The 23,963-nt window shown below is 68.8% G+C and carries 22 protein-coding genes and 4 pseudogenes; 15 read left to right on the forward strand and 11 right to left on the reverse strand.

Translation table 11 applies throughout. The features are described 5' to 3' along the window. Window positions 1-95 precede the first annotated feature (95 nt). A protein-coding gene (locus BJ961_RS18035) for an IS5 family transposase (protein ID WP_271320373.1) occupies window positions 96-913 on the reverse strand; the annotation gives its coding sequence in 2 pieces (ribosomal slippage) (window positions 96-556 and window positions 556-913; 819 coding nt in all). A gap of 63 nt (window positions 914-976) precedes the next feature. On the opposite strand from BJ961_RS18035, the gene BJ961_RS18040 reads away from it, so the two are divergent. Genes BJ961_RS18040 through BJ961_RS18050 form a run of 3 tightly spaced genes read left to right on the forward strand, consistent with a single transcriptional unit; the run spans window position 977 to window position 3,148 of the window. Beyond that, window positions 977-1,360 (forward strand): hypothetical protein, encoded by a 384-nt coding sequence (locus BJ961_RS18040; protein ID WP_271413841.1) that lies wholly within the window; start codon window positions 977-979, stop codon window positions 1,358-1,360. Window positions 1,361-1,380: 20 nt separating this feature from the next. Continuing rightward, window positions 1,381-2,385, forward strand: a complete 1,005-nt coding sequence (locus tag BJ961_RS18045) for an IS3 family transposase (RefSeq protein WP_271413842.1) — start codon at window positions 1,381-1,383, stop codon at window positions 2,383-2,385. 22 nt (window positions 2,386-2,407) lie between these two features. Beyond that, on the forward strand, window positions 2,408-3,148 hold the full coding sequence (locus BJ961_RS18050; protein WP_271413843.1) for a hypothetical protein: 741 nt from the start codon (window positions 2,408-2,410) through the stop codon (window positions 3,146-3,148). 266 nt (window positions 3,149-3,414) lie between these two features. On the opposite strand, the gene BJ961_RS18055 is transcribed toward BJ961_RS18050, so the two are convergent. Then, a complete protein-coding gene (locus BJ961_RS18055) occupies window positions 3,415-4,191 on the reverse strand; it encodes a hypothetical protein (protein ID WP_271413844.1) in 777 nt (258 codons plus the stop codon). A 440-nt stretch (window positions 4,192-4,631) separates the two neighbouring features. On the opposite strand from BJ961_RS18055, the gene BJ961_RS18060 reads away from it, so the two are divergent. Then, window positions 4,632-4,979, forward strand: a complete 348-nt coding sequence (locus BJ961_RS18060) for a hypothetical protein (protein ID WP_271413845.1) — start codon at window positions 4,632-4,634, stop codon at window positions 4,977-4,979. A gap of 360 nt (window positions 4,980-5,339) precedes the next feature. Here the strand turns inward: BJ961_RS18060 and BJ961_RS18070 are convergent. The 4 genes and pseudogenes from BJ961_RS18070 to BJ961_RS18080 form a co-directional block, all read right to left on the reverse strand. Then, window positions 5,340-5,646 (reverse strand): annotated as a pseudogene (locus BJ961_RS18070) (HNH endonuclease); the annotation flags it as partial. A gap of 7 nt (window positions 5,647-5,653) precedes the next feature. After that, window positions 5,654-5,776 (reverse strand): annotated as a pseudogene (locus tag BJ961_RS35995) (Mobile element protein); the annotation flags it as partial. A gap of 19 nt (window positions 5,777-5,795) precedes the next feature. Continuing rightward, a complete protein-coding gene (locus BJ961_RS18075) occupies window positions 5,796-6,302 on the reverse strand; it encodes a hypothetical protein (protein WP_150157660.1) in 507 nt (168 codons plus the stop codon). Between the two features lie 302 nt (window positions 6,303-6,604). Continuing rightward, window positions 6,605-7,972, reverse strand: coding sequence for a hypothetical protein (locus BJ961_RS18080; RefSeq protein WP_271413846.1), 1,368 nt, complete (start codon window positions 7,970-7,972; stop codon window positions 6,605-6,607). Between the two features lie 291 nt (window positions 7,973-8,263). On the opposite strand from BJ961_RS18080, the gene BJ961_RS18085 reads away from it, so the two are divergent. Then, window positions 8,264-9,079 carry an IS5 family transposase gene (locus BJ961_RS18085; protein WP_271413847.1) on the forward strand — a complete coding sequence of 272 codons (816 nt, stop codon included), beginning with the start codon at window positions 8,264-8,266 and terminating at the stop codon, window positions 9,077-9,079. On the opposite strand, the gene BJ961_RS18090 is transcribed toward BJ961_RS18085, so the two are convergent. The 5 genes from BJ961_RS18090 to BJ961_RS18110 form a co-directional block, all read right to left on the reverse strand. Further along, window positions 9,012-9,524, reverse strand: a complete 513-nt coding sequence (locus tag BJ961_RS18090; RefSeq protein WP_271417080.1) for a hypothetical protein — start codon at window positions 9,522-9,524, stop codon at window positions 9,012-9,014. The two genes, BJ961_RS18085 and BJ961_RS18090, sit on opposite strands and share 68 nt — an antisense overlap. Window positions 9,525-9,776: 252 nt before the next feature. Then, complete coding sequence (locus tag BJ961_RS18095; protein ID WP_271413848.1) at window positions 9,777-10,475, reverse strand: restriction endonuclease; 699 nt, start codon at window positions 10,473-10,475, stop codon at window positions 9,777-9,779. After that, a complete protein-coding gene (locus BJ961_RS18100; protein WP_271413849.1) occupies window positions 10,472-10,657 on the reverse strand; it encodes a hypothetical protein in 186 nt (61 codons plus the stop codon). Before BJ961_RS18100 ends, BJ961_RS18095 begins: the two co-directional genes overlap by 4 nt. Window positions 10,658-11,750: 1,093 nt before the next feature. Continuing rightward, window positions 11,751-12,341, reverse strand: a complete 591-nt coding sequence (locus BJ961_RS18105) for a hypothetical protein (RefSeq protein ID WP_271413850.1) — start codon at window positions 12,339-12,341, stop codon at window positions 11,751-11,753. Between the two features lie 46 nt (window positions 12,342-12,387). Next, window positions 12,388-13,674, reverse strand: a complete 1,287-nt coding sequence (locus BJ961_RS18110) for an IS256 family transposase (protein ID WP_271321273.1) — start codon at window positions 13,672-13,674, stop codon at window positions 12,388-12,390. A 131-nt stretch (window positions 13,675-13,805) separates the two neighbouring features. Here BJ961_RS18110 and BJ961_RS18115 point away from each other — a divergent pair, with 131 nt between their 5' ends. From BJ961_RS18115 to BJ961_RS18160, 10 genes and pseudogenes are all read left to right on the forward strand, one after another. Beyond that, window positions 13,806-15,557: an FG-GAP repeat domain-containing protein gene (locus tag BJ961_RS18115; protein ID WP_271413851.1), complete on the forward strand. Its 1,752-nt coding sequence runs from the start codon at window positions 13,806-13,808 to the stop codon at window positions 15,555-15,557. 298 nt (window positions 15,558-15,855) lie between these two features. After that, entirely contained in the window at window positions 15,856-16,302 is a 447-nt protein-coding gene (locus tag BJ961_RS18120) for an SRPBCC family protein (RefSeq protein ID WP_271413852.1), read from the forward strand. A gap of 321 nt (window positions 16,303-16,623) precedes the next feature. Next, window positions 16,624-17,127 carry a helix-turn-helix domain-containing protein gene (locus tag BJ961_RS18125; RefSeq protein ID WP_271413853.1) on the forward strand — a complete coding sequence of 168 codons (504 nt, stop codon included), beginning with the start codon at window positions 16,624-16,626 and terminating at the stop codon, window positions 17,125-17,127. Between the two features lie 183 nt (window positions 17,128-17,310). Then, window positions 17,311-17,802 (forward strand): hypothetical protein, encoded by a 492-nt coding sequence (locus BJ961_RS18130; protein ID WP_271413854.1) that lies wholly within the window; start codon window positions 17,311-17,313, stop codon window positions 17,800-17,802. 78 nt (window positions 17,803-17,880) lie between these two features. Next, a pseudogene (locus BJ961_RS18135) lies at window positions 17,881-18,132 on the forward strand (5-methyltetrahydropteroyltriglutamate--homocysteine S-methyltransferase); the annotation flags it as partial. Further along, window positions 18,132-18,682: pseudogene (locus tag BJ961_RS18140) on the forward strand (ABC transporter ATP-binding protein); the annotation flags it as partial. The pseudogenes BJ961_RS18135 and BJ961_RS18140, both read left to right, overlap by 1 nt. A gap of 579 nt (window positions 18,683-19,261) precedes the next feature. Continuing rightward, window positions 19,262-20,635, forward strand: a complete 1,374-nt coding sequence (locus tag BJ961_RS18145; protein WP_271413855.1) for an ABC transporter substrate-binding protein — start codon at window positions 19,262-19,264, stop codon at window positions 20,633-20,635. Between the two features lie 6 nt (window positions 20,636-20,641). Next, complete coding sequence (locus tag BJ961_RS18150; RefSeq protein WP_271413856.1) at window positions 20,642-21,586, forward strand: ABC transporter permease; 945 nt, start codon at window positions 20,642-20,644, stop codon at window positions 21,584-21,586. Further along, window positions 21,583-22,413 carry an ABC transporter permease subunit gene (locus BJ961_RS18155; protein WP_271413857.1) on the forward strand — a complete coding sequence of 277 codons (831 nt, stop codon included), beginning with the start codon at window positions 21,583-21,585 and terminating at the stop codon, window positions 22,411-22,413. Before BJ961_RS18150 ends, BJ961_RS18155 begins: the two co-directional genes overlap by 4 nt. Further along, window positions 22,401-23,957, forward strand: coding sequence for an ABC transporter ATP-binding protein (locus BJ961_RS18160; RefSeq protein WP_271413858.1), 1,557 nt, complete (start codon window positions 22,401-22,403; stop codon window positions 23,955-23,957). Before BJ961_RS18155 ends, BJ961_RS18160 begins: the two co-directional genes overlap by 13 nt. Window positions 23,958-23,963 lie beyond the last annotated feature (6 nt).

Here is a 23,963-nt window from a genome sequence, read left to right on the forward strand (position 1 = left end):
GTGAGCGCCTCCCTCTCTGTCAGCCTTGGGTGAGACATCCCGTTCTGCGGGGTTAGCCTGAGAGGGCACGACAGGAGAACCGTCCCTTAGAGGTCCTAACAAAGGCGTTGGACGTGGCGGTGGGTGATGAGGCAGGTGGCGAGTCCGAGGAAGGCTTCGTGGATGTCGTCGCGTCGTTCCCAGCGGATTCGCAGTCGGCGGAAGCCGTGCAGCCAGGCGATCGTGCGCTCGATCACGTAGCGGAAGACGCCCAGGCCGGAGCCGTGTTCGACGCCTCGTTCGGCGATGACCGGTCGGATCCCGCGCTGTCGCAGCAGGCGGCGGTACTTGTCGTGGTCGTAGCCGCGGTCGGCGAGGAGTGCGTCTGGCCGGTGTCTGGGCCGGCCGACGACGCCGGCCACGGCCGGAACCTTGTCCAGCAGCGGCAGCAGCTGGGTGACGTCGTTGCGGTTTCCGCCGGTCAGCGACACCGCGAGCGGGATGCCCTGGCCGTCGGTGAGGACGTGGTGCTTGCTGCCCGGTCGTGCGCGGTCGACCGGGCTGGGCCCGCTTTTGGGCCGCGCCGAGCGGCCCGTACGTGGGAGGAGTCGATCACCGCCCGGGACCAGTCGAGCTTCTTCGCGGCCCGCAGCCTCTGCAGCAGCACCAGGTGCAGTCCGTCCCACACGCCGGCTTCGTTCCAGGCGGCCAGGCGCCGCCAGCACGTCATCCCCGAGCCGAAGCCCAGCTCCTGGGGCAGGTACTCCCACTGGATGCCGGTGTGCAGCACGAACAGGATCCCGCACAGTGCCTGCCGGTCCGGGACCCGCGGCCTGCCCTCCACCAGCTTCGGACCCGGCACGGGCAGCAACGGCTCGATGAGCGACCACAGTTCATCCGACACGACCCAGGGCCGCGACTGTCGTTTCCCCACGAACGGACCAACGACCACCCAAGCCGAAAGTCACATGATCAACAACTTCTGTTAGGACCTCTTATGCCCAGCACAGAGCCCGTCGGGTCCGACCCGGCGCCGAGGCCGAAGCGCCGCACTTTCACCTCGGAGTACAAGCTGCGGATCGTCGCCGAGTACGACGCCGCGCCCAGGAACGAGAAGGGTGCGGTACTGCGCCGGGAGCGGCTCTACCACTCGCATGTCAAGGAGTGGCGGGCTGCCCGGGATGCCGGGGCCCTGGAAAACCTGGTCGACCGCCGGACCAGCCCGGCCCGTGCGAAGAAGTCCGCCGCGGAGGTGGAGAACGAGAAACTGCGCCAGCAGGTGGAGCGGTTGCAGAAGGACCTGGCACGGAACAAGGCCGCACTCGAGGTGATGGGAAAAGCTTCCGCGCTCTTGGACATGATCTCCGAGAGCGCGGACTGAAGCCTGCCGCCGACCCTGTCGTGGACGAAGCGTTCACCGGCGTCGAGACTCAGCTGGGCATCACGGCCGCCTGCCGGCTGACCGGCCGCTCCCGCGCCACGCACTACCGTCGGCTCCGGCCCCCGCCACCACGCAGAGAACGTGCCCCACAGGTGCAGCCATCGGCCCTGACGGCCGAAGAGCGGACTGCGGTACTGGAGCTGATGAACGGCGACGAGTACGCCGAACTGGCACCCGCACAGATCTGGGCCCGCGAGCTGGATGCCGGGCGCTACCACTGCTCCGTCTCGACGATGTACCGGATCCTGCGCGAGCAGGATCAGTCCGGCGAGCGCCGACGGCAGGCCACCCATCCCGCCAAAGCGGTGCCCGAGCTGGTTGCCACCGGGCCCTCGCAAGTCTTCACCTGGGACATCACCAAGGCGGCCGGACCGGTCAAGGGTGTCTGGTATCACGCCTATGTGATCATCGACATCTTCAGCCGGTACATCGTCGGCCATACCGTCGAGCGGGCCGAATCGGCGGTGCGGGCAGGGGAATTGATCCGCGAGACCATCGCCCGCAACGGCATCGTGCCCCAGACCGTGCACGCGGACCGCGGCACCTCGATGACGTCGAAGAAGGTCTCCCAACTACTGATCGATCTGGGTGTGACGCGGTCGCACTCGAGACCGAAGGTCTCCAACGACAACCCTTACAGCGAGGCCCAGTTCAAGACCATGAAGTACATGTCGGACTATCCCGAATGGTTCGATTCGCTGGCCCACGCACGCGAGTGGTTCGACGCGTTCATCACGTACTACAACCATGAGCACCGGCACTCGGGCATCGGCTGGCACACGCCCGCCTCCGTCCACTTCGGGACCGCCGACGAGGTCCGAGACCAGCGCGCGATCACCCTCGCCCAGGCATACGCCCGCCACCCCGAACGCTTCGGCCGCCGCCCCAGACCACCCGCAATACCCCAGACGGCCTGGATCAACGACCCGGCCAAGCGCCAGGAACCCGCACCACAAACCTCATAGCGTCACGACCGTCTCACTGGACTTGAAATCTTCCGCCCTGGACAGGAAAAACCCCGAGTCCCTCATCGCAGGACACTCCCTCAGCGAGATCGAGTATGTGCTCAGGATGCTCGAGCCGGAACTAGCCTCCGGCAATGTGTCGCCGAGTTCCTTCGAGAACGCGACAAGGCTCAGGAACGTCCAGGAGCTGGCCAGGCACCGGACGTTCGCCTATCTGTGCGAGTGGGAGCGGCGCTTCGGCTACAGCTCGATCAACGACTCGATCTTCGGCGGCTACAAGGCCGTGGTGGACCGTCTGCTCAGCGTGCACGCGCCGGACCTCGTAGAACGGTTCAACACGGTCTACCGCCGCCTGAACGAGGCAGCTGAGCAGGACCACACCCGTCCGGCGGGTGAGGAGCTGTCGCAGGCGCTCGCCACCTGCCGCCGGATCCTGGAGGCAGTGGTCGGCCAGGTCCTCCCGGCTCAGGCAGAGCCCTCCGCCGCAGGTTACAAGCTCGACCAGGCCTCCTATCGGAGCCGCCTATTCGAGTTCATCAAGATCGCGAACGAGAGCAAGAACGTCTCCGAGGCGACGACCGCCATGGCCGAAGGCATCCACGCCCGATTCGCCGCGTTCGACAAGCTCACCAGCAAGGGTGTGCACGCCGACGTCGCGCTCCGGGCAGCCAACATGTGCGCCTTGAACGTCTACATCCTCTGCGGTGAAGTTCTACTCCTCAAGCAGGAGACTGAAGCCGACGCCGCGACCGAAGCCGGATAGCCGGCGCACGGGCCCCGAACGACCCCGCCGTCGTGAACCTCAGCACGCCCTGCCGTGCAGGGGCCATGCGGCTGGTTCAAGTCCAAATTTGCCGGGCGCCCAGACGGTGCCGACGGAGGCCTCGGCGCGGCTATGAACGCAGTACAGGAGCAGTGCCGACTCCCGGTATACCGGTATGTGCACCCCTGACGTCGTCGCTGGCCCCGTGGGCAAGCCCAGGGTAGCTTGGGGCTTGCCCACGGGGCCGGCCGGAGGCTTGCCCGGGGTCAGGTGCGGCGGGAGAACCAGCGGCCGGTCTTCTTCTCGGGCACGGCCTGGTCGTGCTCCTGGTGCTCGGGCCCGGCCTGCTCAGCTTGGCGTTTGGCGATGATGACGCGCTGCTTGCAGTCGTCGCACAGGTGCGGGTGGGTCTCGCGCGGGGAGCCCCACCCTGCGGGCTCGATGGCCTTCCACCGTTCGTCGGTGAACCGGGTGCCGCAGTCGGCGCACACTGGACGGCGGGCCTCCCGCTCGGCCCTGTGCTGTGCGGCAATGCGGCGCAGCTCCTCCTGGTGCTCCCGCTGGCGGGCGGCGTACTCGGCCTGCTTGCGGGCGTCGTGGGCTTCGCTGCGCGGGTTGCCGATCGCCTCGATGAGTGTCCGGTGGTGCGGTCGGCCGAAGCGCCGGAAGACCGCTCCGGCCGGGCCATGCTCCTTCAGCTGCTTCATGCCGGTGGCCACGATGGGCAGCTTGCCCTCGTACATGTGGAAGCCACCCTCGTACCAGGTGCCCTTCCAATGCCGCTCGGTCAGCTCGGCCAGCTGCGCGATGACGGTGTGGGGGTTGCGCGGGCCGATCCGGTTGAAGACGAGCAGCAACGGCGGGTGCGGCCGGTCGCCGCGGCGGCCGTCGGGCACCCACCAGCGGGTGCGCCACATCGACCGCCCACGGCCGTCGACGTCCTTCACCTTCCGCTGGCCAAACCGCATGTACTTGTCGATCTTCGCGGCGAGGACCTGCGCCGACTCGAAGCAGTTGTCGCTCTCCAGGAACAGCAGCGGCACCCCGTCCTCGGGCGCGGTGATGTCGCTTCACTGCGCTGGGCGTTCTCACGAGACGTCGGTCGACCGTCGCACCACGCGCCGAGGAAGAGCGGCTCAGGGCCCGGTCTCACGGACTCCGGAACGAGAAGGCGCTGGCGCTGAAGCGAGAGTCAGCCTGCAGCAGGGCGACCACGTGCAGGCGGTACGGCGGCTGCACGACTTATACATCGACGAGGACCTGGAACAGGAGGGTGAGGACTGTCGCTTTCACTACGACGTGCCTGCCGGGACGCCGGGGCTGCTGGTGCGCCAGTAGGTGTCTCCGTGCCCGTACCGGGTGCTCTTCGACAACGACGTGGAGTGGAACCTGTCTGCGACGGGAGATGTGGTGAGGGCCAGCAAGTCGGCGGAGTGCTTCAATGACCTCGCACGGGTTGGGGAGGCCCGGCAGGAGGGTGGGGATGATGCGCAAAGTGCAACTGACCGTGGCGGCGGCCGCCGTGGTGCTGCTCGCGACGGCATGCGGCGGCGGGGGCGACGGCGACGATCAGCGCGCACCCGCGCCGGGTGCCCGCTCGTGTTCGGCCTGGGTCGGGCAGATGGACGAGAGCGAGCGGTGGTCGGCGGCTGAGGAGCTGCTGCTGAACGCCAAGGCTGCCGACGGTACCGAGGGGGACGTGACGCCCTCGACGAGCACGGTGAGGCAGTTCGCGGTCGACGTGGGGGCGCTGTGTGAGCAGAAGGCCAGTGACGAGCTGCTGGCGGCCGTGGCGGACGAATTGTACGCGTCCGGAGCGTACATCCTCTGAGTACAGCAGCAGAGTCCCGCACGAATCGTCACCCGTGCGGGACTCTGTCGTGTGCTGACTGTCGCTTCACTGCGCTGGGCGTTCTCACGAGACGTCGGCCGACCGTCGCACCATGTGCCGAGGAAGGGCGGCTCAGTGCCCGATCCCACGGACACCGGAAGCGGCAGTGCGCCTCACCCGCGGGCGGCAGCCCCTCGGCCGGGTCCTGGTCAACTTGGACTGGTTGAAGCGGGCAGTGGCCGCCACCAGGCTGGTGGCGGCTCCGGGGTTGTTGGCGTACACCTCTGGGCGCTGCGCCGAACACCTCTTGGCACCGCTGTCCCAGCCTCGGCGAACAGGACCATGTCCGGCCTCACCCGGTCACGGGGCGGGCTCATACGTCACGGTCTGCTCCGGGCAGCGGTCCGCAACCTCGCGCAGCGCCGCCACTTCGGTCTCGTCCGCCGACAGGGCCCAGCGGAGCTTCGTGCCCACCCACTCCGCGACGTACCGACAGCGGAGCCTCCGCCGCCGGCGGCAGCCAATCGACCGTGTCCTGGTCCGACTTCGACCGGTTCGAACGAGCCGTGACCGCGACCAGACTCGTGGCCGCGCCCAGGTCGTTGGCGTACACCCCCCGGCACTGCGCCGACCACGCTGAGGCGCCGCTGTCCCAGGCCTCGGCTAGTGCCGCGTCAGGCAGCGTTCGCCCTGTCGACGGCCTCCTGTAGGCGTTGGTCGTCGGTGTGGCGGTTCCGCCAAATGATGTAACGGCGGATCACGCTGCCCCGCTCCTTGTGGGTGGTGTGGTGGGTGCCAATACGGGCGCCCCCGTACTCAGCTGGTCGAGGCACCGCCCTCATGATCTGCCTCGGCGGCGAGTTGGGCCGCGAGGGCGTTGAAGGCGGTGACGTACTGGTTCGCCGCGCGGAGGGTGGCGCTCTCGGGCTTGACGTTGTATGTCTGAGCCGCTCCATTGCCGAAGGTGACGTTGATGACGGCGGCGCCCTTGTTCTTGCGGCCGGTGGCTGCGGCGGTCACGCCCATGGTGGCTACGCCCGCGACGAGGCGGGTGGCCGTCCATGCTTTGTGAGCGCCGGCATCGACGAACTCGGCGTGTCCTCCGAGGATGGGCCCGAGATCAGTCTGGCCGAACTTGGACCCGGGCCAGAGGTGCATCATGCATGCCTGGTTGAGGGTCTTCTCCGCCGGGTGAGTCTGGCGCCATTCGGCGAGGGCTGCCTTCTCCGCCTTCCGCTTGGCGGCCCACTCCTCGCGCTGCTGTCTCTTCTCTGCCCGCTTGGCTTCCCGCTCTGCGGCTCTCTCCGGGTCTCGTTTGAACATGTCGCCCCCTTGAACGGTTGTGCTGTGATCAGCAGCATCCGTCGCGTGAAGAAGGCGTGAAGGCATCTTAATCGGGCTGTGATCTGGGATGAGCCCGAGCGGTCCCCCGTGCCGGAGCGTTGAGGCTGAGGCTTGTCCGGGTACCGTGCGGCTGATGTACCGACGGGCGTAGCCGCGACGGTCCGGACAGCACACCCCTGCGTAGCCGACAGGCGCAGCGAAGTTCTTCATCCGGTAGGAAGGTCGACCGAGATCGCATTGTCCAGCGGGCCGGTATGCCAGGTCTGCACAGTGGTTCTGGTCTACCGCGGGCTGTGCCGCACGAGGCGGCGCAGGCGTGCTTCGACCTCGTGCCGGTTGAGGCGTTTGGTGCGAGCGTAGCGTGTCACCGCGGCTTGCACGGTTTCTGCGGCTTGGCGCCATGCCTGGCGTTGGAGGTCCCGCTCGTGGTGGTCATCGAGCCGTTGGAGCTTGTGGTGGGCGGCGTCGGCTGCCTGCTGCAGTGTGATCAGTTCAGTGGGTAGTCCTGTCGTGGTGTCGGTCGCCTGCGGGGTGTGGTCTTCGCGCTGTCCGAGGGCTGGAGGCACCGTCGTGAGGTCTGACGGCGCGGTCTCAGCGGCCGGTGCGGCGGCTTGTGGCGGCAGCGCGGTCAGGAGAGAGCAGGCCGGCGGGAGGTCTTCCGGAGTAGGCGGGGTCTGTTCAGTGGCCAGGACGGGAGTCGGCTGGCAGGTGGGGCGGTTGCGGCTGGCGCCGGTCGCGGGCGTGGTCTCACGTTCGGGTGGCAGGCGGGTGTCGTCGCTGTCTAGGTCCTCCAGGCGGTCGCGGTCGGCGCTGGTCACCCAGTAGCGGTGCACGGATTTCCCGACGCGGAACTGAATGGGCACGATGGTGCCGGCGGCGGTCTTGCGGACCATGTCGTCGAAGAAGACGTCGCGGGGCTTGGCCGTGGCGTGAGCCTTGCCGCAGCGCCGGACGCCGTGGGGGCAGGGGTAGACGGCGCTGATGTCGCAGTGCCAGAAGTCGAGGACGCGGAAGCCGGAGACAATGCGCAGGTCGCCGTTGCGGGCGATGAGGTCGGCAGGGAGGCGGTCGCTGCGGGTCCAGTGGGTGTCGTTGTGCTGGGCGTAGGCGGCTCGGTCGGTGTGCCAGGCGGGGGTGATGCCGTTCTTGGCGGCCTTGCCGGCGCGGGCGCGGACGCCGCGCAGGCCGCGTTCGTCGATGGTGGACAGCTGGACTTCCCAGCCGATGCGGCGGCCGTCGGCTCCTTCGACGAGGGTGTCGGTCTGGATCCAGGTGCGGCCGATTCGGGTGCGGACCTCGTTGTCGCCGCCGAAGCCGCCCTCGTGCGCGGCACGCAGGATGCGTTCCTGGTAGGCCTTGTGTTCGTCGCTCATCGGGGCGGTGTGGCGTTCTTCGTCCTCGCGGCGTTCGTGGACGGCCTCGCGCCGGCCGCCGCGCATCCGCAAGTGCATCGGCGCTTCGACGCCCATGTCGCGGCACACTCCGCCGCACTGCAGGTCCCGCTCGCTGACCGGCACACCGCGGCGGCCGTAGAAGCGGTCCGTCGCGTAGATCAGGTCCCACAGGCCGGGGAGCTCCGGATGGTCCAGGTCGTCCCGGGTCAGATCCAGGAGAATCCGGAAGTTTTTGTGCCAGACGACATTCGCCAACTCACACCGCCCTCACCGTCTCACTGGCTGTTCTCTATCCGCTCGGGTGGTCGGCGGGGTTCGAACAGGGACCCGGTCCGGGTGAGTCTGCCGGCGGGGATGCATGGAAGAAGGGCCTCTTGGTAGCTCACGGATGTCGAGTCCAGCGAGGAGCAAGAGGCCCTGTTGTCGAAGTGTCGCGTGGTCACGGTTGCCGGGTCCAGTTGGTCCACTCCTGGGTGTGACTGCCTCGCCCACAGGTTCGGAAACGCAGCCGACCGGCCGGAGCGCCGGCCCCGGTACGGCTCGGACATGAGCGATGCCGAGTGGGCCCTTGTACGGGATCTTCTGCCCGTTCCGGGCTGGCTGGCCGGACGGGGCGGGCGGCCGGAGGGCTACTGCCACCGGCAGATGATGGACGCGATCCGGTACCTCGTCGACAACGGCATCAAGTGGCGGGCGATGCCCTCGGACTTCCCGCCCTGGCCGCGGGTGTACGCCTTCTTCGCCCGCTGGCGGGATGCGGGGCTGGTGGCGGAACTGCACGACCGGCTGCGTGATGCCGTCCGTGTTGCCGAAGGCCGTGATCAGGAGCCGACTGCGGCCATCATGGACTCGCAGTCGGTCAAGGCGGACGCCACCGTCGCGCTCACCTCGAGGGGTTTCGACGCCGGCAAGAAGGTCAACGGGCGCAAGCGGCACCTGCTCACCGACACGCTCGGTCTGCTGCTGAACGTGCTGGTCACCCCGGCCTCGACCACCGACCGGGACGCCGCCCGCATCCTCCTGCCGGCGGCCCGGGGACGCTTCGGGCGACTGGCGCGGGTCTGGGCCGACGGCGGATACACCGGCCACCTCGTCGACTGGAGTGCCACACAGCTCGGCGTCGTCCTGGACATCGTCCGCCGCAGCGACGACACCCGCGGCTTCGAGGTGCTGCCCCGCCGCTGGGTCGTGGAACGGTCTTTCGCCTGGTGCCTGCGCAGCCGGCGTCTGGTCCGGGACTACGAACGCCGCATCGATACCAGCGAGGCCGTCATTCTGTGGTCGATGACCACGCTTATGAGCCGCCGCCTGGCCGTCCAGCACCCGCAGCGTCTTGGCCCGGCAGCGACAGGGGCAGCGTGAACCTGCCCGGCTTCGCCTCGACCAGCCAGCCCCGTTCCACCAGTCGCTTCAGCCGTGCCCTGGCACCTTCGACGCGAGAGGCGGACGCACTGTCCCAGCCCAGCACCACCGCCGCCCGCCGGGCACCCAGTCCGTCGCCTCCCGCATCGACCGCGGCGGCCATCAACGCCTGATAGTCCGGCGACAACTCCGTCACCTCACTCGCGTGTCGCCGGTGAGGCACCGCCCGGCGCGGTCCGACCGGCTTCCTCCGCGGCACCTCGCCGGCCACGTCGGCGGACACCTCCTCAGCCAGCGCCTCCAGATACTGCTCCAGGCCGATCACCCGGCACCGGTGCACCTCCTCGGCGTCCGCCAGAGCCGCCCGCACTCTTTCCAACTCGGCTTCGAGTTCCTTCACCTGCGCGGCTGCGGCCTTCTGCCGCGCTTCCAAAACCGCCCGCATCGACGGCATCCGCCACCCCCACGACCTCTCACCCGGCAACACGCCGAGAATCCCGCGGCAGCGGCTACTTCATGCCTGACCAGCGAAGACGTCACACGAGGTTCGGAAAGAGAACGGCCTCTCAGGTCGTTGCACCGACGGTACGACCAGGCACTGACAATGCGGCAGGAGCCGGATCAGCCAACACAAAACCCGACAACCCGATTGAGGCACTGTCGGCAGGGCCGTCCCGTCGTCGGCGCAGGTAATGACTCAGCTCAGCGACGTCGGGCGGCGCGGGGGCGGCACCGCCCGCAGCAACTCCCACAGGGGACGGGAACCGGACGCCCACACGGCGAGCGTCTGGCGGTCGACGACGTGCAGCCGCTGCTGCTTGGCGAACGTGACCGCCGGGCCGGTCACCCGGCCGTTCGTGACGATGACCGCGACGTCGGCGCCATGGACCTGGCGGGCGGTCCCGTTGAGGACCTGGAGGTCCGGTGTGCCGACCGGTGAGCCTTGGGCGCCGTTGCGGCGGTGCTTGCACTGGATCACCCAGCGCCGCCCGTACGGGTCGGTGGCTTTCACGTCGGCGCCGAGGTCGCCGCGGCCGCCGACCCGCCGGGCGTCCCGGCAGCCGTCGCGCTGCATCAGGTCCCGTATGGCGTCCTCGAAGCGGGTGTGGTGCAGCGCGTCGAGCTGCGGCAGGCCGTAGCGCAGGCCCTGCGCCCGCACCGCCTCCCACCGGGCGCTCTGCCGGCGGCTGTAGAGCCAGCCGGCGCCCGCGAGACCGGCGAGGACCAGGACGACGACGAGGACCCACCAGTGGGCCAGCAGCCAGTTGACCACCATCACCACCAGCCCGATACCGGCCGCCGTCACCACGGCGAAGGCGAGCAGCTGCACATCGCGCTGCTGCTGTCGTCGGCCGGGCCGCCGGCTGCGCCGCCGCACCGGCCGTCGCCGGGTCACCGCTCCCACCGGATCGGGTAGGACACCGTGGGCCGGGGCTGCGGCGCCTGGGCGGCAGGGGCGTGGTCGAAGCGGATCGGGTACTGGACCGTGGACTGCGGCCGCAGGGTGCTCCCCTCCCCCGTCGAGCTGTTGCTGTTGCCCAGCCCGACCACGGCCAGGGCCACCACGGCGAAGATCATCGTTTCCCGTTTGGCCCCCGGAGCCCACCGTGAATGCCCGCGGACCGGAGTCCCGTCAGAGCGCACGTACGGCCTCACCCAAGACATGCACGCCTCCCCCTCGTCACAACTCACCGCACAGCGCCCCATGCTGACAGGCAGCACTGACAACGCGTCAGCAAATCACCACACCGGGTGATCAAGAAAGGAGAGAACAGGCCAGGTCAGGCACGGCGTGGGGCCCCGCCCCATTGCTCCGGCCGCCTTCCAGAGGACGAAGGCGGTGGCCTCCCCGGGTACGCCTGGTGGAGACAGCCGCGCGACCGCGCGGCGGCCGCCCGCGCCGTACACAGAACGTCGTTCAGCGGCCGGCCGCCTGGGCCAGCCGGCACTCCAGCTCACGGTCGAGGCCCCGCTCCTGGGCTGCCGTGGGGGCGTAGGCCCTTCCACGCCTGCAGCGAGGCGCGCGCCTTCGCGGCCCGCTCTGCGCGTTCGGTCGGTATCAGCAGAGTGCGCGCAAGCCGCGCCAGTACTCTCCTGAACAGCAACAGCGTCCGGCGAAGGCCCGGTGTGACCGGACCGCAGGCCCACGCTACGGGCTGCCGCGGCGTCCAGCGTGCGCATGGCCGGAATGTCCAGCGTCAGCAAAATCCACCACGGGCTGCAGGTCCTCGGTGAGACCAGCACTCGCGAGCGCCAGCACACTCGATACGTTCCAGACCGCTCACAATACCTGAGCAGGTAGACGGCCAAAGGAACTGAAGCGCCTCATCGGGTCCTGCCCCGGACGCGCGATCAGGGAGACAGCCTGGTGGCCGTCTCCCTGATCTCGCCTGGTCCTCGCGTCAGGTGAGACCCATCCGAATCTCGACCACCGCACCCACCAGTGCCAGGAAGGTGATGATCCCAGCGGCAAACCGTATCGACCTCGGGCTAGCCCTTTCAGTAGGGCCCGGTAGAACACCCGCCAGGAACAGAAATATTCGATCCGCCGCCTGTCCGATATTAAGAACGGTGACTAGCCCTAGAGGGAACAGAATCCCCGAGATCACGAGCTGACCCACACTCATATCGGAAGAGACACGCCCTGCAAGTTCAATCACGTCGACCTGATTCATCCCATACCAAATATCCACTTGGATATATCGCCAATTCGACCAACACGCGTACCATGCGAGGTGGTTGCGCCCGCCTCGACACCCAAGCCTCCGACGAGGCCAACACTAGTGGCACCCACTGGCTCACCGCGACTGTTCGTAGCACCGATCGCTCTCTCGTGGCTGGCTGTCGCACCCACACCGTATGCCGCGGTGAGGGTGCCGCCCCAGCCGTCTCCTCTGAGCTGCTCGAAGTCCGTGGCGTTGCTGCTCATGAAGGAGACGCCACCATTGAGCCCGACGGACGGTGTCTCCGATCCCTTGGTCAAGCTGAGACCGAAGTCGGTCTTTCCATCGGGCCTCCTTGTGCTGACAAAACACACCGATGCCGTCGCTCCGAATCCAAGACCCGCTGATCCACTCAAACACATTCCTGTGGTGTCACCACTAAAGCTCTGGGCGATCTTCTTCCCCTTGTCGGCGACCCATCCACCGACGACACTACCACCCTTCTTTATTTTGCTGAGGATTCCATCCTTCTTTCTCTTTTCGACATCTGCAGCCTTTTTAGCCGCCTCAGCTTGCGCCTTGAAGCGAGGGTCCGACATACCGCTTGGGTCTGTACAGCGAGTGGTGTAACTCGTGGGGTGGTAGTTACAGTTGGGCCGCGGTGAGACGGCCGTCGAAGGTGATGTCGAAAGCCTGGAGAGCCGGCTTCCATCGCCTGGTCCAACGCTTCGCTCCGGTCCCGGTCGGGTCCAGGCTCATTACTGCGAGGTAGACGCACTTCAGGGCGGCCTGTTCCGTGGGGAAGTGTCCGCGAGCACGGACGGCCTTGCGGATTCGGGCGTTCACGGACTCGATCGCGTTGGTCGTGCACACGATCCGGCGGATCTCGACGTCGAACTGAAGGAAGGGCACGAACTCCGCCCAGGCCCGCTCCCACAGCCGGACGATGGCCGGGTACTTCGCACCCCATTCCTCCGAGAACTCCAGGAACCTTTCCGTGGCGGCATCCTCCGTGGGCGCGGTGTAGACCGGCCGGAGAGCCTTAGCGATCTTCTCCCAGTCCTGCCGGCCCGCGTATTTGAAGCTGTTACGAAGCAGGTGAACCACGCAGGTCTGCACGATCGTCGCAGGCCAGACGGTGTTCACCGCGTCGGGGAGTCCGGTCAGCCCATCGCAGACAAGCATCAGGACGTCGCGCACGCCCCGGTTCTTGATCTCGGTGAGGACCTGGAGCCAGTATTTGGCTCCCTCGCCGCCATCGCCAACCCATAGCCCCAGGATGTCCCGGGTCCCCTCGGCGGTCACGGCCAATGCCATGTAGACCGGGCGATTGGCAACCTGCCCATCCCTGACCTTGACGTGCACACAGTCGATGAAGACGACCGGATACACCGCGTCCAGCGGCCGGTTCTGCCATTCCACCATGCCCGCGACCACACTGTCGGTGATCGTGGAGATGGTCGACTTCGACACCTCGGTCCCGTACACCTGGGCCAGGTGCGCGGAGATCTCACCGTGCGTGAGACCCTTTGCCGACAGTGACAGCACCATCTCGTCGATCCCACCCAGACGCCGCTGTCGCTTCTTGACCAGCATCGGCTCGAAGGACCCCGCCCGGTCCCGCGGGACGGAGATCCCGACCGGGCCGACCTCGGTGGCCACAGTCTTGGACCGGTGGCCGTTGCGGTAGTTCTCCCGCCCGCCCTCGGCCCGCTCACCGTGCTCATGACCCAGGTGATCAGTCAGCTCACCTTCCAGCGCCGACTCCAGCACCCGCTTGGTCAGCTGCTGCAGCAGGCCGCCCTCACCGGTCAGCTTCAACCCGTCGGCCTGAGCTCGGGTCACCAGCTGACCGATCAGCTCGTCATCCACGGCGGCCGCCAGCTCGCCGACGCCACTCTCGGTACCGGTCTCACGCATCACGTCAGTCATCAACTTCCGCTTCTTGCTCGGGAGTTACACCGGTTACCGTACAGACCCCCACCCGGCGCGCGAAGCTGGACACCGTCACCGACGCCAAGGGGTGGGGTTCCGGCTGCCCGGCCGGCAACCTTGCCTTCAACGTGACAGCCGGGGCGAAGGACGCTGTAGCCGGCAAGTGGAACACGCTGCAGTTCGAACTGGCGGCCACCAACGAGTCGGACGTGTACGGCTGGAAGAAGTTCGACGCCAAGTCAGCCGTTCTGTCCACCACCTACAACACCGTTCCCGACGTTCCCACAGGTCTCTACACCTCCCCGGACACCGGCGCGAAGTGCGGAGCGACCACCCCGTACACGGTGATCGGGAACACCGACATCACCCTGGGCGGCACGTTCCGCGACGCCGACGGCGGAAGTGTCAAAGCGCTCTTCGTACTGTGGCCCACCGGCCACGGCGGAGCGAGCAACGAGGTCCGCACCAGAGTGTCCACCACTTCCGGGACGGTCGGCAGACTGGTCGTCGCCAAAACCAAGCTGGCCACGCTGCTCAAGGATGCCGGCGTCACCGATGCGGGCACCTTCTCGTGGTATGCCAGAACCGAAGACGGCACCAGCTCCAGCGCCCCCAGCACCCAATGCCACTTCCAGTTCGACGGCACCCGGCCCAGCCAGCCACCGACCCTGTCATCCACCCAGTTTCCCGACGGCTCCGACGGCTGGCCGGACAACACCAGCTCCGTCCGTACTGAAGGGACCTTCTCCATCGGCAACGGCGGCATCGCGGACGTCGCCAAGTACGAGTACTGGACCGACTGGGACCCCACCGTACGGACCGCCGCCCCCTCAGCCCTCGGCGGATCCACGAGCGTCAAAGTCACGCCCTCATCGGCCGGGTCACACCGCCTGTACGCCCGCAGTGTCGACCGGGGGAACAACACCTCCGACCGCGCTGTCTACCTCTTCTACGTCAACAGCCTCAACATCACCGACAAGCCCGGCGACCTCAACGGCGACGGCAACAGCGACATGTACGGAGTACGCACCGACGGAATACTCCGGCAGTACTCCGGCACCGGCAACGGAACCGTGAGCATCTACTCCGAAGGCAGCTCCACCCGATTCAACGGCGCATCCATCACTCACCGCGGCGACTGGACCGATGACGGATACGAAGACCTCATCTCCCTCAGCGGACCCGCAGGCAGCAAAACACTCCAGCTCTACCCCAACAACGGCTACGGCTTCGCCTGCAGCACCACAGGCGAAGAAGTCGCAACCGGCAGCGGGACCTGCTCCACAGGCCGCCAGGAACTGACCGTCTACGACCCCGCCAACAGCCACTGGAGCAACGCCGACCAAGTCATCGCCATCGGCGACGTCGACGGCCCGCTCGACGTCGACAACGACGGCACCACGGACGTCCCCAGCTTCCCCGACCTCGTCGTCAAGGAAGGCAGACTGCTCTGGCTCTACTACGGCGCCAGCAACTACCACCTCGACGAAACCACCGAACCCGTCCTCATCGGCGACGGCAACTGGCCCGACTACGACCTCATCGCCCCCGGAGACTTCGACAAGAACGGCCACGTCGACTTCCTCGCCCGCCAACGCAGCACCGGCGACCTCTTCCTCTACCCCGGCACCGGACCCGCCGGAGAAGGACTGGGAGTAGGCGAGACCCGCATCAAGATCGGCGAGGGCTGGACACCTGCGAACCGGCCCCTCATCACCTCAGGCGGCGACGCCGACAACGACAACAAGCCAGACCTGTGGGCCACCAGCCCGGACACCGCCAAGGGCCTCAACTTCTACCCAGCAGTAACCACCACAGGCCACGGAACACCCATCCCCGTCGGCACCAACGGCTGGCTCGACTTCGAGACACTCAGCTAACAGGCCCATTGCCTCGCCGAATACGCTGAGGGTCCCTCACACTGCGGCGAGCCAGCCGCATCCCTGCAGTCCGACATGAGGCATGCCCCCGCCGGTACACCACATACCGGCGGGGGCGGGTCTCTCGGATCGGGGACGGGCCGGAACCCGGCGAGCCAGGGTGTGCCATCAGCACGTACGTCAAGGCTGATGACGAGGACCATTGAAGCTTTTGCACGAGGAAGGCTATCCGTGGCCCCTCCCCCTCCCTCTGGGGTCGTAACACGGTCATGGCGAGGCGCGGTCTACCCTTGCTGAGGTGTCGTCCCTCGCTCTTACCGCTTTCTCACACTCATCGGCGTCTGCTGCCCTCGTCTACGTGGCGCTCCTGGATGCGGAATCCTGGCCGTCATGGTCCGCCTACGCCGACGTCGAGTGGGATGTCCCTGCGAGTGTCGACCGACCGGTACGCGTGGGTGACATGCGCACCATCAGTTCCCGCACTGGCCGTGTGTTCTGCCGCGAGCGCATCGTTGAGTTGGTCCCCGACCAGCGGTTCAGCTACGAACAGGCCGCGGGGCCGTTCGAGTCTCATCGGGGGTCTGTGGACCTGGCCCGAGTACCTGATGGCGGCACCGACATCACCTGGTCAGCGATCTACCGGCACACCCTCCCCCTTCTGGACACGCTCAGAAGACGACGCCTGCAGATCTTGGTTCACGATCTCGCTTCATACGCCAACTCAGTCGTGAGCCGACACTCCTAGAAGCTGGTGCCAGGTTCACGGCCCGGTCTTCCTGAGTGACCCCCAGCAGATCAGGATGCTGGCCAACGAGAGGAAAGCATTGTGGAGTTCGAGACCCTGTTCCCATCGGACGGCGAGACGTCTGAAGTGGTGGAGCAGGGCGAAGGGCTGCTCGGCAACGTAGCGGAACTTGCCCAGGCCCTGCCCTCCCCGCGTCCCTGAGCGCGTTGTCGAACGATCCCGCCCGGCACTACAGCACGAGCAGCCCGAACGACGGCACGATACCCCCGGAAGCCGAGGCCACTGGACCCGCGTACAACACCCTCGCGCCCCCTGCTGTCCATGCTGGCCCGTGCCTCCGAGATCCCCCTGCAGGACCTCGCCCGCCGCGCCCGGTGCTCCCCGTCCTACCTCAGCCGCATCCTCAGCGGCCAGCGTGTCCCCTCCTGGGCCATCACCGAACGCCTAGCCAAGACCTGCGAGGCCGACCCCGCGATCGTCCGCAGGGCCTGGGAGACCGAACAACTGCGTCGCCGGCCCCCGCGCTCCACGGTCGACGACCGAAGAGACATCGACTCCCTGGCCGGCGTGAGCGACCGCGCGCAGGCCCTCCGCAAACTGGCTACTGCCCTGCGGACCCTCCACGTGCGGGCCGGCCAGCCGACCCTGCAGCAGATCTGCGTCCACTCACGCTGGCGGCTACATGCCCCTCAGGTCACCGCCATCCTGGAACGCGACGAGCCCTGCGACTGGCCCACCCTCGTCTTGCTGCTGGGCATCCTCGGTGGCTCTCCGGACTACTTCCGCCCCCTGCGGCAGGCCGCCACCGAGCACCCACCCGCGTAGAGCTCGCCCTCCCCCTGACCTACCAGAACAGGCGGCACCTCGGGCCGGCTTTACGAGCGCCCCATGGTGAACGGTCCCTCTTTCGTGATTCCGGTCGTACGGCTCGCCGTGACTACGGCATCGTCGTGGCCAGCGCCCCCTCCGGGGGCGTGCCGGGGCACAAGGACACGCTGGAGGGGCGGCATGGGTGAGGGTGAGCGGGAGACGTGGACGACGGAGGAGTTCGGGACCTCCCATGAGGGCGCGGTCGGTGTGCTGCTCGCCGACGGCTCCGTGCCGGCGCCCGTGTTCTTCGACATGAGTTCCGGAGGCGGCGGGCATGCGGTGTCGCAGTGGAGCGCCTACGACGGCCGCTACCCGCGCGTGCCGCGAGCGGCCGCCCTGCGCGGGGTGTGCTCTTGCGGCTGGACCGGCCCGGCACACGACCTGGACTGGGACCAGGTCGGTGATCAGGCGCTGGCCGAGGCGGCCGGAGGAACAGCGGACATCTGCGCGCAGGACTGGGACACGCACACCGCCGAAGTGGACCAGGCTGCCATCCCGCTGCCGGAGACCTTCACCAACCTGCTGGCCCAACTGGTGACAGAGATCGAAACGCCGGCAAAGACCTCACCGCTGGCAGCCCTGCGGGCAGCACGCCAACTCGAAGTGACCGCCGCACGAGCCGCGTACTGACCCGCCCACGAAGCCCGCCAGGACACGACGCTCGAACAGGCCGCCAACGCCCTCGGCCTCGAAGAAGACGCGGCACGAACCGCCGGAGCCCTCCGCGCCACGGCCGCCGAGCTGCGCCGTACGAACTGGCTGCAGTTGTCCGACGCAGGCATCGACGAGGTGCCGACCGGCGACTTCTCGTACCACGACCACGTCCTGGACGCCACGGTCATGGTCGGGGCGATCCCTCAGCGCCACCGCGCCGCCGTCGCCCGCGACGCTCTGGACGGCTACTTCGCCATGGCGCGCGGTACCCAGGAGGTGGCACCGCTGGAGATGACCAAGTGGTTCTGGCCCGCACCGTGGCGGCAGTGGTCCAGGACTCGGCCGCCGACTTCGACCTGGCCGTCCGCGAGGTCGTCGCCATGGGCCGCACTCCGCACATACGCCTCCTCGCCGGTGACACCCCCGAAGACGCCGAACTCATCGACTCCGCCCTCGTCGCGGTCGACGCCGTCCACCTGGCCGACCGCCCCTTCGACCGGCTCTCCGGCGGCGAGCGCCAACGCGTCCTCATCGCCCGCGCCCTCACCCAGCAGCCAACCCTCCTCGTCCTGGACGAGCCCACCAACCACCTCGACATCCGCCCCCAGCTGTCCGTGCTTGGCACCCTGCGCCGCTTGCCCACCACCGTCCTGCTGGCCCTGCACGACCTCAACCTGGCCGCCTACTACTGCGACCGCCTCTACGTCCTGCACGCCGGCGAAGTCACCGCCTCCGGACCGCCCGCCGAGATCCTCCTCCCCCCCCCCGGCTCCTGGCCGACGTCTACGGAGTCGCGGCGGAAGTCGCCACCCATCCGCGCACGGGCGCCCCGCAGGTCACGTTCCTCCCCGAAGAGCCGCGTATCCGAAGCGCACCGGAAGTGGCCCCCGAGCCGACGGGAGATGCTCCGCCAGGAGAAGGCGAGCGTCCCGAACGTCGCACGAACGGCGGCCGGGTCGAGCGCGGAGCTCGCCGCGTCGCAGACGAGGTTGAGCGGGCGGGCCGCCACCGCACGGATCAGCGGGGCATGCTCAGTTGGCCTCCCGACAGGGCTGTGGGACGGCGGAAGAGGTCGGTCATGTGCAGGCCCAGTTGGTCGGCGAGCCCCAACTCGTCGCCGCGACCGCGGGCAGACCGCCACGCATGACGCACGACGGCAATGCGGAGCCGAGTGATCAGTTCCACAACGAGCCCTATTGCATAGTAGTTGCAATTGCGGATTTGATGCGTGTGCCGTGGTTCTGGAGTACAACAGGCAGGAAGGTACGTCCACATGCCGGTCACCCCCACTCGCCGGAGTGTGCTCGCCGCGGCGGTCGCCACCGGCGCCGGGTTGCTTCTTCCGGGCTGCTCGTCCGCCGGCTCAGGCTCCTCCTCGCCCAAAAGGGGCGGGACGCTGAGCGCGGCGTTTCCCGGTGCGGGCGTGAAGGAGACCATGGACCCGCACGCCCAGCGCCAGTTCGTGGACATCGCCCGGCACAAAGCCGTCTTCGACAAACTGGTGGAGCTGGACTCGACCCTGCGGCCGGTCCCGCGGCTGGCGCGCTCCTGGTCCAGCGACGACGAGGCCAGGGTGTGGCGGTTCGAACTGCGCGAGGCCCGGTTCCACGACGGGCACGCGCTCAGCGCGGACGACGTGCTGTACAGCCTGTCCCGCATCCTCGACCCGAATGCCGCAGACCACCTGGCGAAGAACTCCCTGTCCCACATCGACCTGGCCAACTGCCGCAAGGTCGGCAAGCGAGGCGTGGAGATCGCCCTCGACCGGCCCAACGCCGAACTGCCCAGCCAGCTCGCGATGACCGGCACGCCCATCGTCCGCGACGGTTGGGACGATCCGGCCAAGCCCGTCGGCACCGGCCCGTTCCGGTTCGTCTCCTTCACCGCCGGGCGCACCTTCACCGGCCGCCGCTTCGACGACCACTGGAACGGCGCCCCGCACCTGGACGAGATACGCATCCTCTCGGCGGAGAGCGAGGCCCGCGCCGCTGCCGTCCGCAGCGGCGAGGTGCACTTCGCGCACGAGATGACACCCACCTTCGCCCGTACCGTCGCCCATGACAGCCGGGTACGGGTGGTGGCCACCAAGCGCAGCGGGGTGCAGGGGTTTGCGCTGAAGACGGACCGGGCGCCGTTCGACGACCCGGACGCGACGATGGCGGTCAAGCTGCTCGTGGACCGGAAGCGGCTGGTGGAGGTGGTCTGCTCGGGTCGCGCCGAGACCGGCAACGACCTGTACGGCAAGGGTTACACCTACTACCCCGACGGCCTGGAACAGCGCGAGCGGGACGTGGCTCAGGCCCGCCGTCTCCTCAGGCGCACCGGTCTGTACAACAAGAAGGTCACCTTCTACACCTCCACCGCCGCCGACGGATTCACGCAGGCCGCGCACCTGTTCACGGAGCAGGCCGGGGAGGCCGGGCTGAAGGTGGAGGTCGTCAACGGGCCGCCCGAGTCGTACTTCACGGACGCCCTGGACAAGGGCACCGTCACCAACCACCGGTGCGGCGCCATGACGATCCCCACCTACATCAGCGAACGGCTGCTCACCGACGCCCCGCAGAACCAGAGCGCCTGGAAACACGCGGACTTCGACGACGCCTTCACCGCCGCGCGAGCCGTCGTGGACGACGACGAGCGCACCGCCCGGTACCGGTCGGTGCAGACGACCCTGCGCGATCGGGGCGGTCTCGTGCTGTGGGGGCATCCCGAGTGGCTGAACGCCGTCTCCCACAGCGTCCAGGGGGTGAAGGAGGCCCCGCCCAACACGGTGGACTGGGCCAGGTTCGACACGGTGTGGCTGGCCTGACGCCGGATGCTGCGCTATGCCCTGCGACGGTCGGGGTGGACGCTCGTCCAGCTCGCCGTGCTCAGTGTCATCGTCTTCCTGCTGACCGATCTGCTGCCCGGTGACGCGGCGACCGTCGACTTCAACGAGCAGGCGGGCCTCGAGCAGGTCGCGCAGCTGCGGGAGCAGATGGGGCTCGACCGGCCGGCCGTCGAGCGGTTCGTCGACTGGGCGCACGGACTGGTCACCGGTGACTTGGGGACGTCACTGGTCGGTGGGGGCCCGGTGAGCGAGGTGCTGGCGTCCTCGGTGCCGGTGACGGCCGCGCTGGCTGCCGTGACGATCGTGCTCCTGGTGCCGCTCGCCGTCGGAGTCGGTCTGCTGACCGGACTGCGGGCGGGCAGCCGCACCGACCGGGTCGTGTCCGCCGTGACCCTGACCCTCACCTCCGTACCGGACTTCGTCCTCGCACTGCTGCTCGTGGGGGTGTTCGCGCTGCGGCTGGGCTGGCTGCCGTCGACCTGGGTGGGCGCAGACGACGGGTGGTGGCAGCGGCCGGAGCTGTTCGTGCTGCCGGTGGCGGTCCTGCTGGCCCGCACCGTGTGCGTACTGTCCCGGCAGATCCGCGCCGGTACGGTCACCGCGCTGGACGCGGGTTACACGGTGCAGGCCCGCCGCCTCGGGGTGCCGCCGACCCGGCTGGTGCTGCGGCACGTACTGCCCAACGCTGCCGTGCCCGGCGTACAGGAACTGGCCCGGACCGGTGACCAGTTGCTGGGCGGCGTACTCGTCGTCGAGGCCGTGTTCGCCGTCCCCGGTACCGCGACCGCTTTGGTCGAGGCGGTGCAGAACCGGGACGTGCCCACCGTGCAGGCCCTCACCCTGGCCCTGGCCGCCGTGGCGTGTCTGCTCAATCTGGCGGCGGACCTCGTCAGCCACCGCCTGGCTCCCCGTACGGAGGTGCTGCGATGAGTACCGGTGGACGTACCCGGCGGGCGGCGGTCGGGGCACTGCTGCTGGTGGTGCCGGTCGCCGCGGCCGTCGTCGGCCCGTTCGTGACGGACGCCGCCATTCCCTCCGACGGCATGCCCTACGCCCTCGGCGACGGGCATCCCCTCGGCACGGACGCGTTGGGGCGGGACGTGCTGACACTGGTACTGCGGGGCGGGGCGAGCACGCTGGGCGTGGCGTGTGCCGCGGTGGCGCTGGCCGTCGCCGTGGGCGCCGCACTCGGCCTGGCGGCGGCTTCGGCCCGTAGCCGGTGGCTGGACGATCTGCTGATGCGGCCGGTGGAGCTGCTGCTGCCGCTGCCCTCGCTGCTGGTGATCAGCGTGGTCGGGGTCGGCTGGCGCGGCCATCCGGTCGCGGTGACCCTGGCCGTGGCGGTGCTGAACGTGCCCGCCGTGGCGCGGCTGTTGCGGGCGGCGGCGCTGGACGCGGCCAGTGGGCCCGTCGCCGAGGCTATGCGGTTGCAGGGTGAGTCTGCGGCGCGGGTCCTGTTCGGGCACGTGGGGCGGGTGGTGCTTCCGGTGGCCGCCGCCGACGCCGGCACCCGGGTCGGCGGGGCGGTGTTCACGGTGGCCGCCGCCAACTTCCTCGGTCTCGGCCTCGACCCGACCTCGCCGGACTGGGGTGTGGTGATCGCCGCGAGCCGGGAGGCACTGTTCGTGCAGCCGTGGGCGGTGCTGGCACCGACGCTGATGCTGGTGATGTTCGTGGTCGGCGTCAACCTGCTGGCGGACGGGCTGCTGCCGGGCGTGGCGAGGAACCGGAAGAGGGTGCTGGCGTGGAGCCGGTGATCGAGGTCGGTGGACTCACCGCCCACGCGGGCACGGCCCGGCTCCTGGACGGGGTCGACTTCACTGTTCGGCCCGGCGAGGTGGCCGCTCTGGTGGGCCCGTCCGGCAGCGGCAAGACCACCGCAGCGCTGGCTCTGCTGGGCGAGGCCGCGCCCGGCGTACGGCTGAGCGGCACGGTACGGGTCGCCGGCGTGGAAGTGGTGGGCGACGGGGGCCCGACGGGGACCGCACACACCGTCCGGGGCGGCGTCGTGTCGTACATGCCGCAGCACCCGTCCCACGCTCTCAACCCCGCCCGGCGCATCGGCTCGGTCCTCACCGAACTCGCCCGGCTGCACCGGCCGGCCCACGGTAGTCGTGACCAGTCCACCGCCACGGACCACGCGGCCGCCGCCCTGCTCACCGCCGGCCTGCCCGACGACAAGGCGACTCGGCGCCGCTTCCCGCACCAGTTCTCCGGCGGCCAGCGACAGCGCGTCGCCCTCGCCCAGGTCCTGGCCTGCGGCCCCCGCGTCCTGGTCCTCGACGAGCCCAGCACCGGTCTGGACACAGTGGCCCGGCTACGGCTGGCCGAACAGCTGACCCGGCTGACCGCCGACGGATACGCCCTGCTCCTGCTCAGCCACGACCACGACCTGGTGCGCGCGGTGACCGACCGTACGATCCTGCTGAAGCACGGCCGGGTCACCGCCACCGGCCCCACACAGGACGTTCTCCCCGCCCCGGCGGCACCACCCCCTCCCCCGCCACGGGCCACACCCACGAAACCGGCCGGGGCCGTACTGGAGGCCCGGAACCTGACCGCGTGGCTGCACCCGGGCCACCGGGGCGAGGTCCTGCACGACGTGACCGTGCGCGTACGCGAGGGCGGCTGCACGGCGGTCGTCGGTCCTTCAGGCAGCGGCAAGACCGTCCTCGCCCGCTGCCTCGCCGGACTGCACGAACGCCACCGCGGGCACCTCACCCACCAGGGCGAGCCGCTGCCCGTCCTACGGCGCCGCACCACGCGACAGATCAGCGGCGTGCAGTACGTCTGGCAGGAGGTGCGCAACTCCTTCGACGACCGCCGCACCATCCTCGACCAAGTCGCCCGCACCGCCGTACGCCTGCGCGGCCTCACCCCGGTCGAGGCCGAACGGCAGGCCCGGCAGCTGTGGGAACGGCTCGGCCTCACTACTGAGCACACGACCCGGCACGCCGCCTCCCTGTCCGGCGGCGAACTGCAACGTGCGGCCCTGGCACGGGCGTTGCTGGCCGAACCCGACGTCCTGATCTGCGACGAGATCACCACAGCCCTCGACGCCGTCAACACCGGCCTGGTCACCGCCGAGATCACGCGGCTGCGCGAGGAGAGCGGAACAGCCGTGCTGTGGATCGGCCACGACCTCACCCACGTCGAGCGACTCGCCGACGATCTGGTCGTCCTGGACACCGGCAGGGTGGTGGAGAGCGGTGACACCGCCACGGTCCTGACCTCCCCCGCCGCCCACACCACCCGCCTGCTGCTGCGGTCCCGAAACCTCGCCACCGCCACCCACCAGTGAAGGGAA

The organism is Streptomyces lienomycini, from assembly GCF_027947595.1.
Lineage (GTDB): Bacteria > Actinomycetota > Actinomycetes > Streptomycetales > Streptomycetaceae > Streptomyces > Streptomyces lienomycini.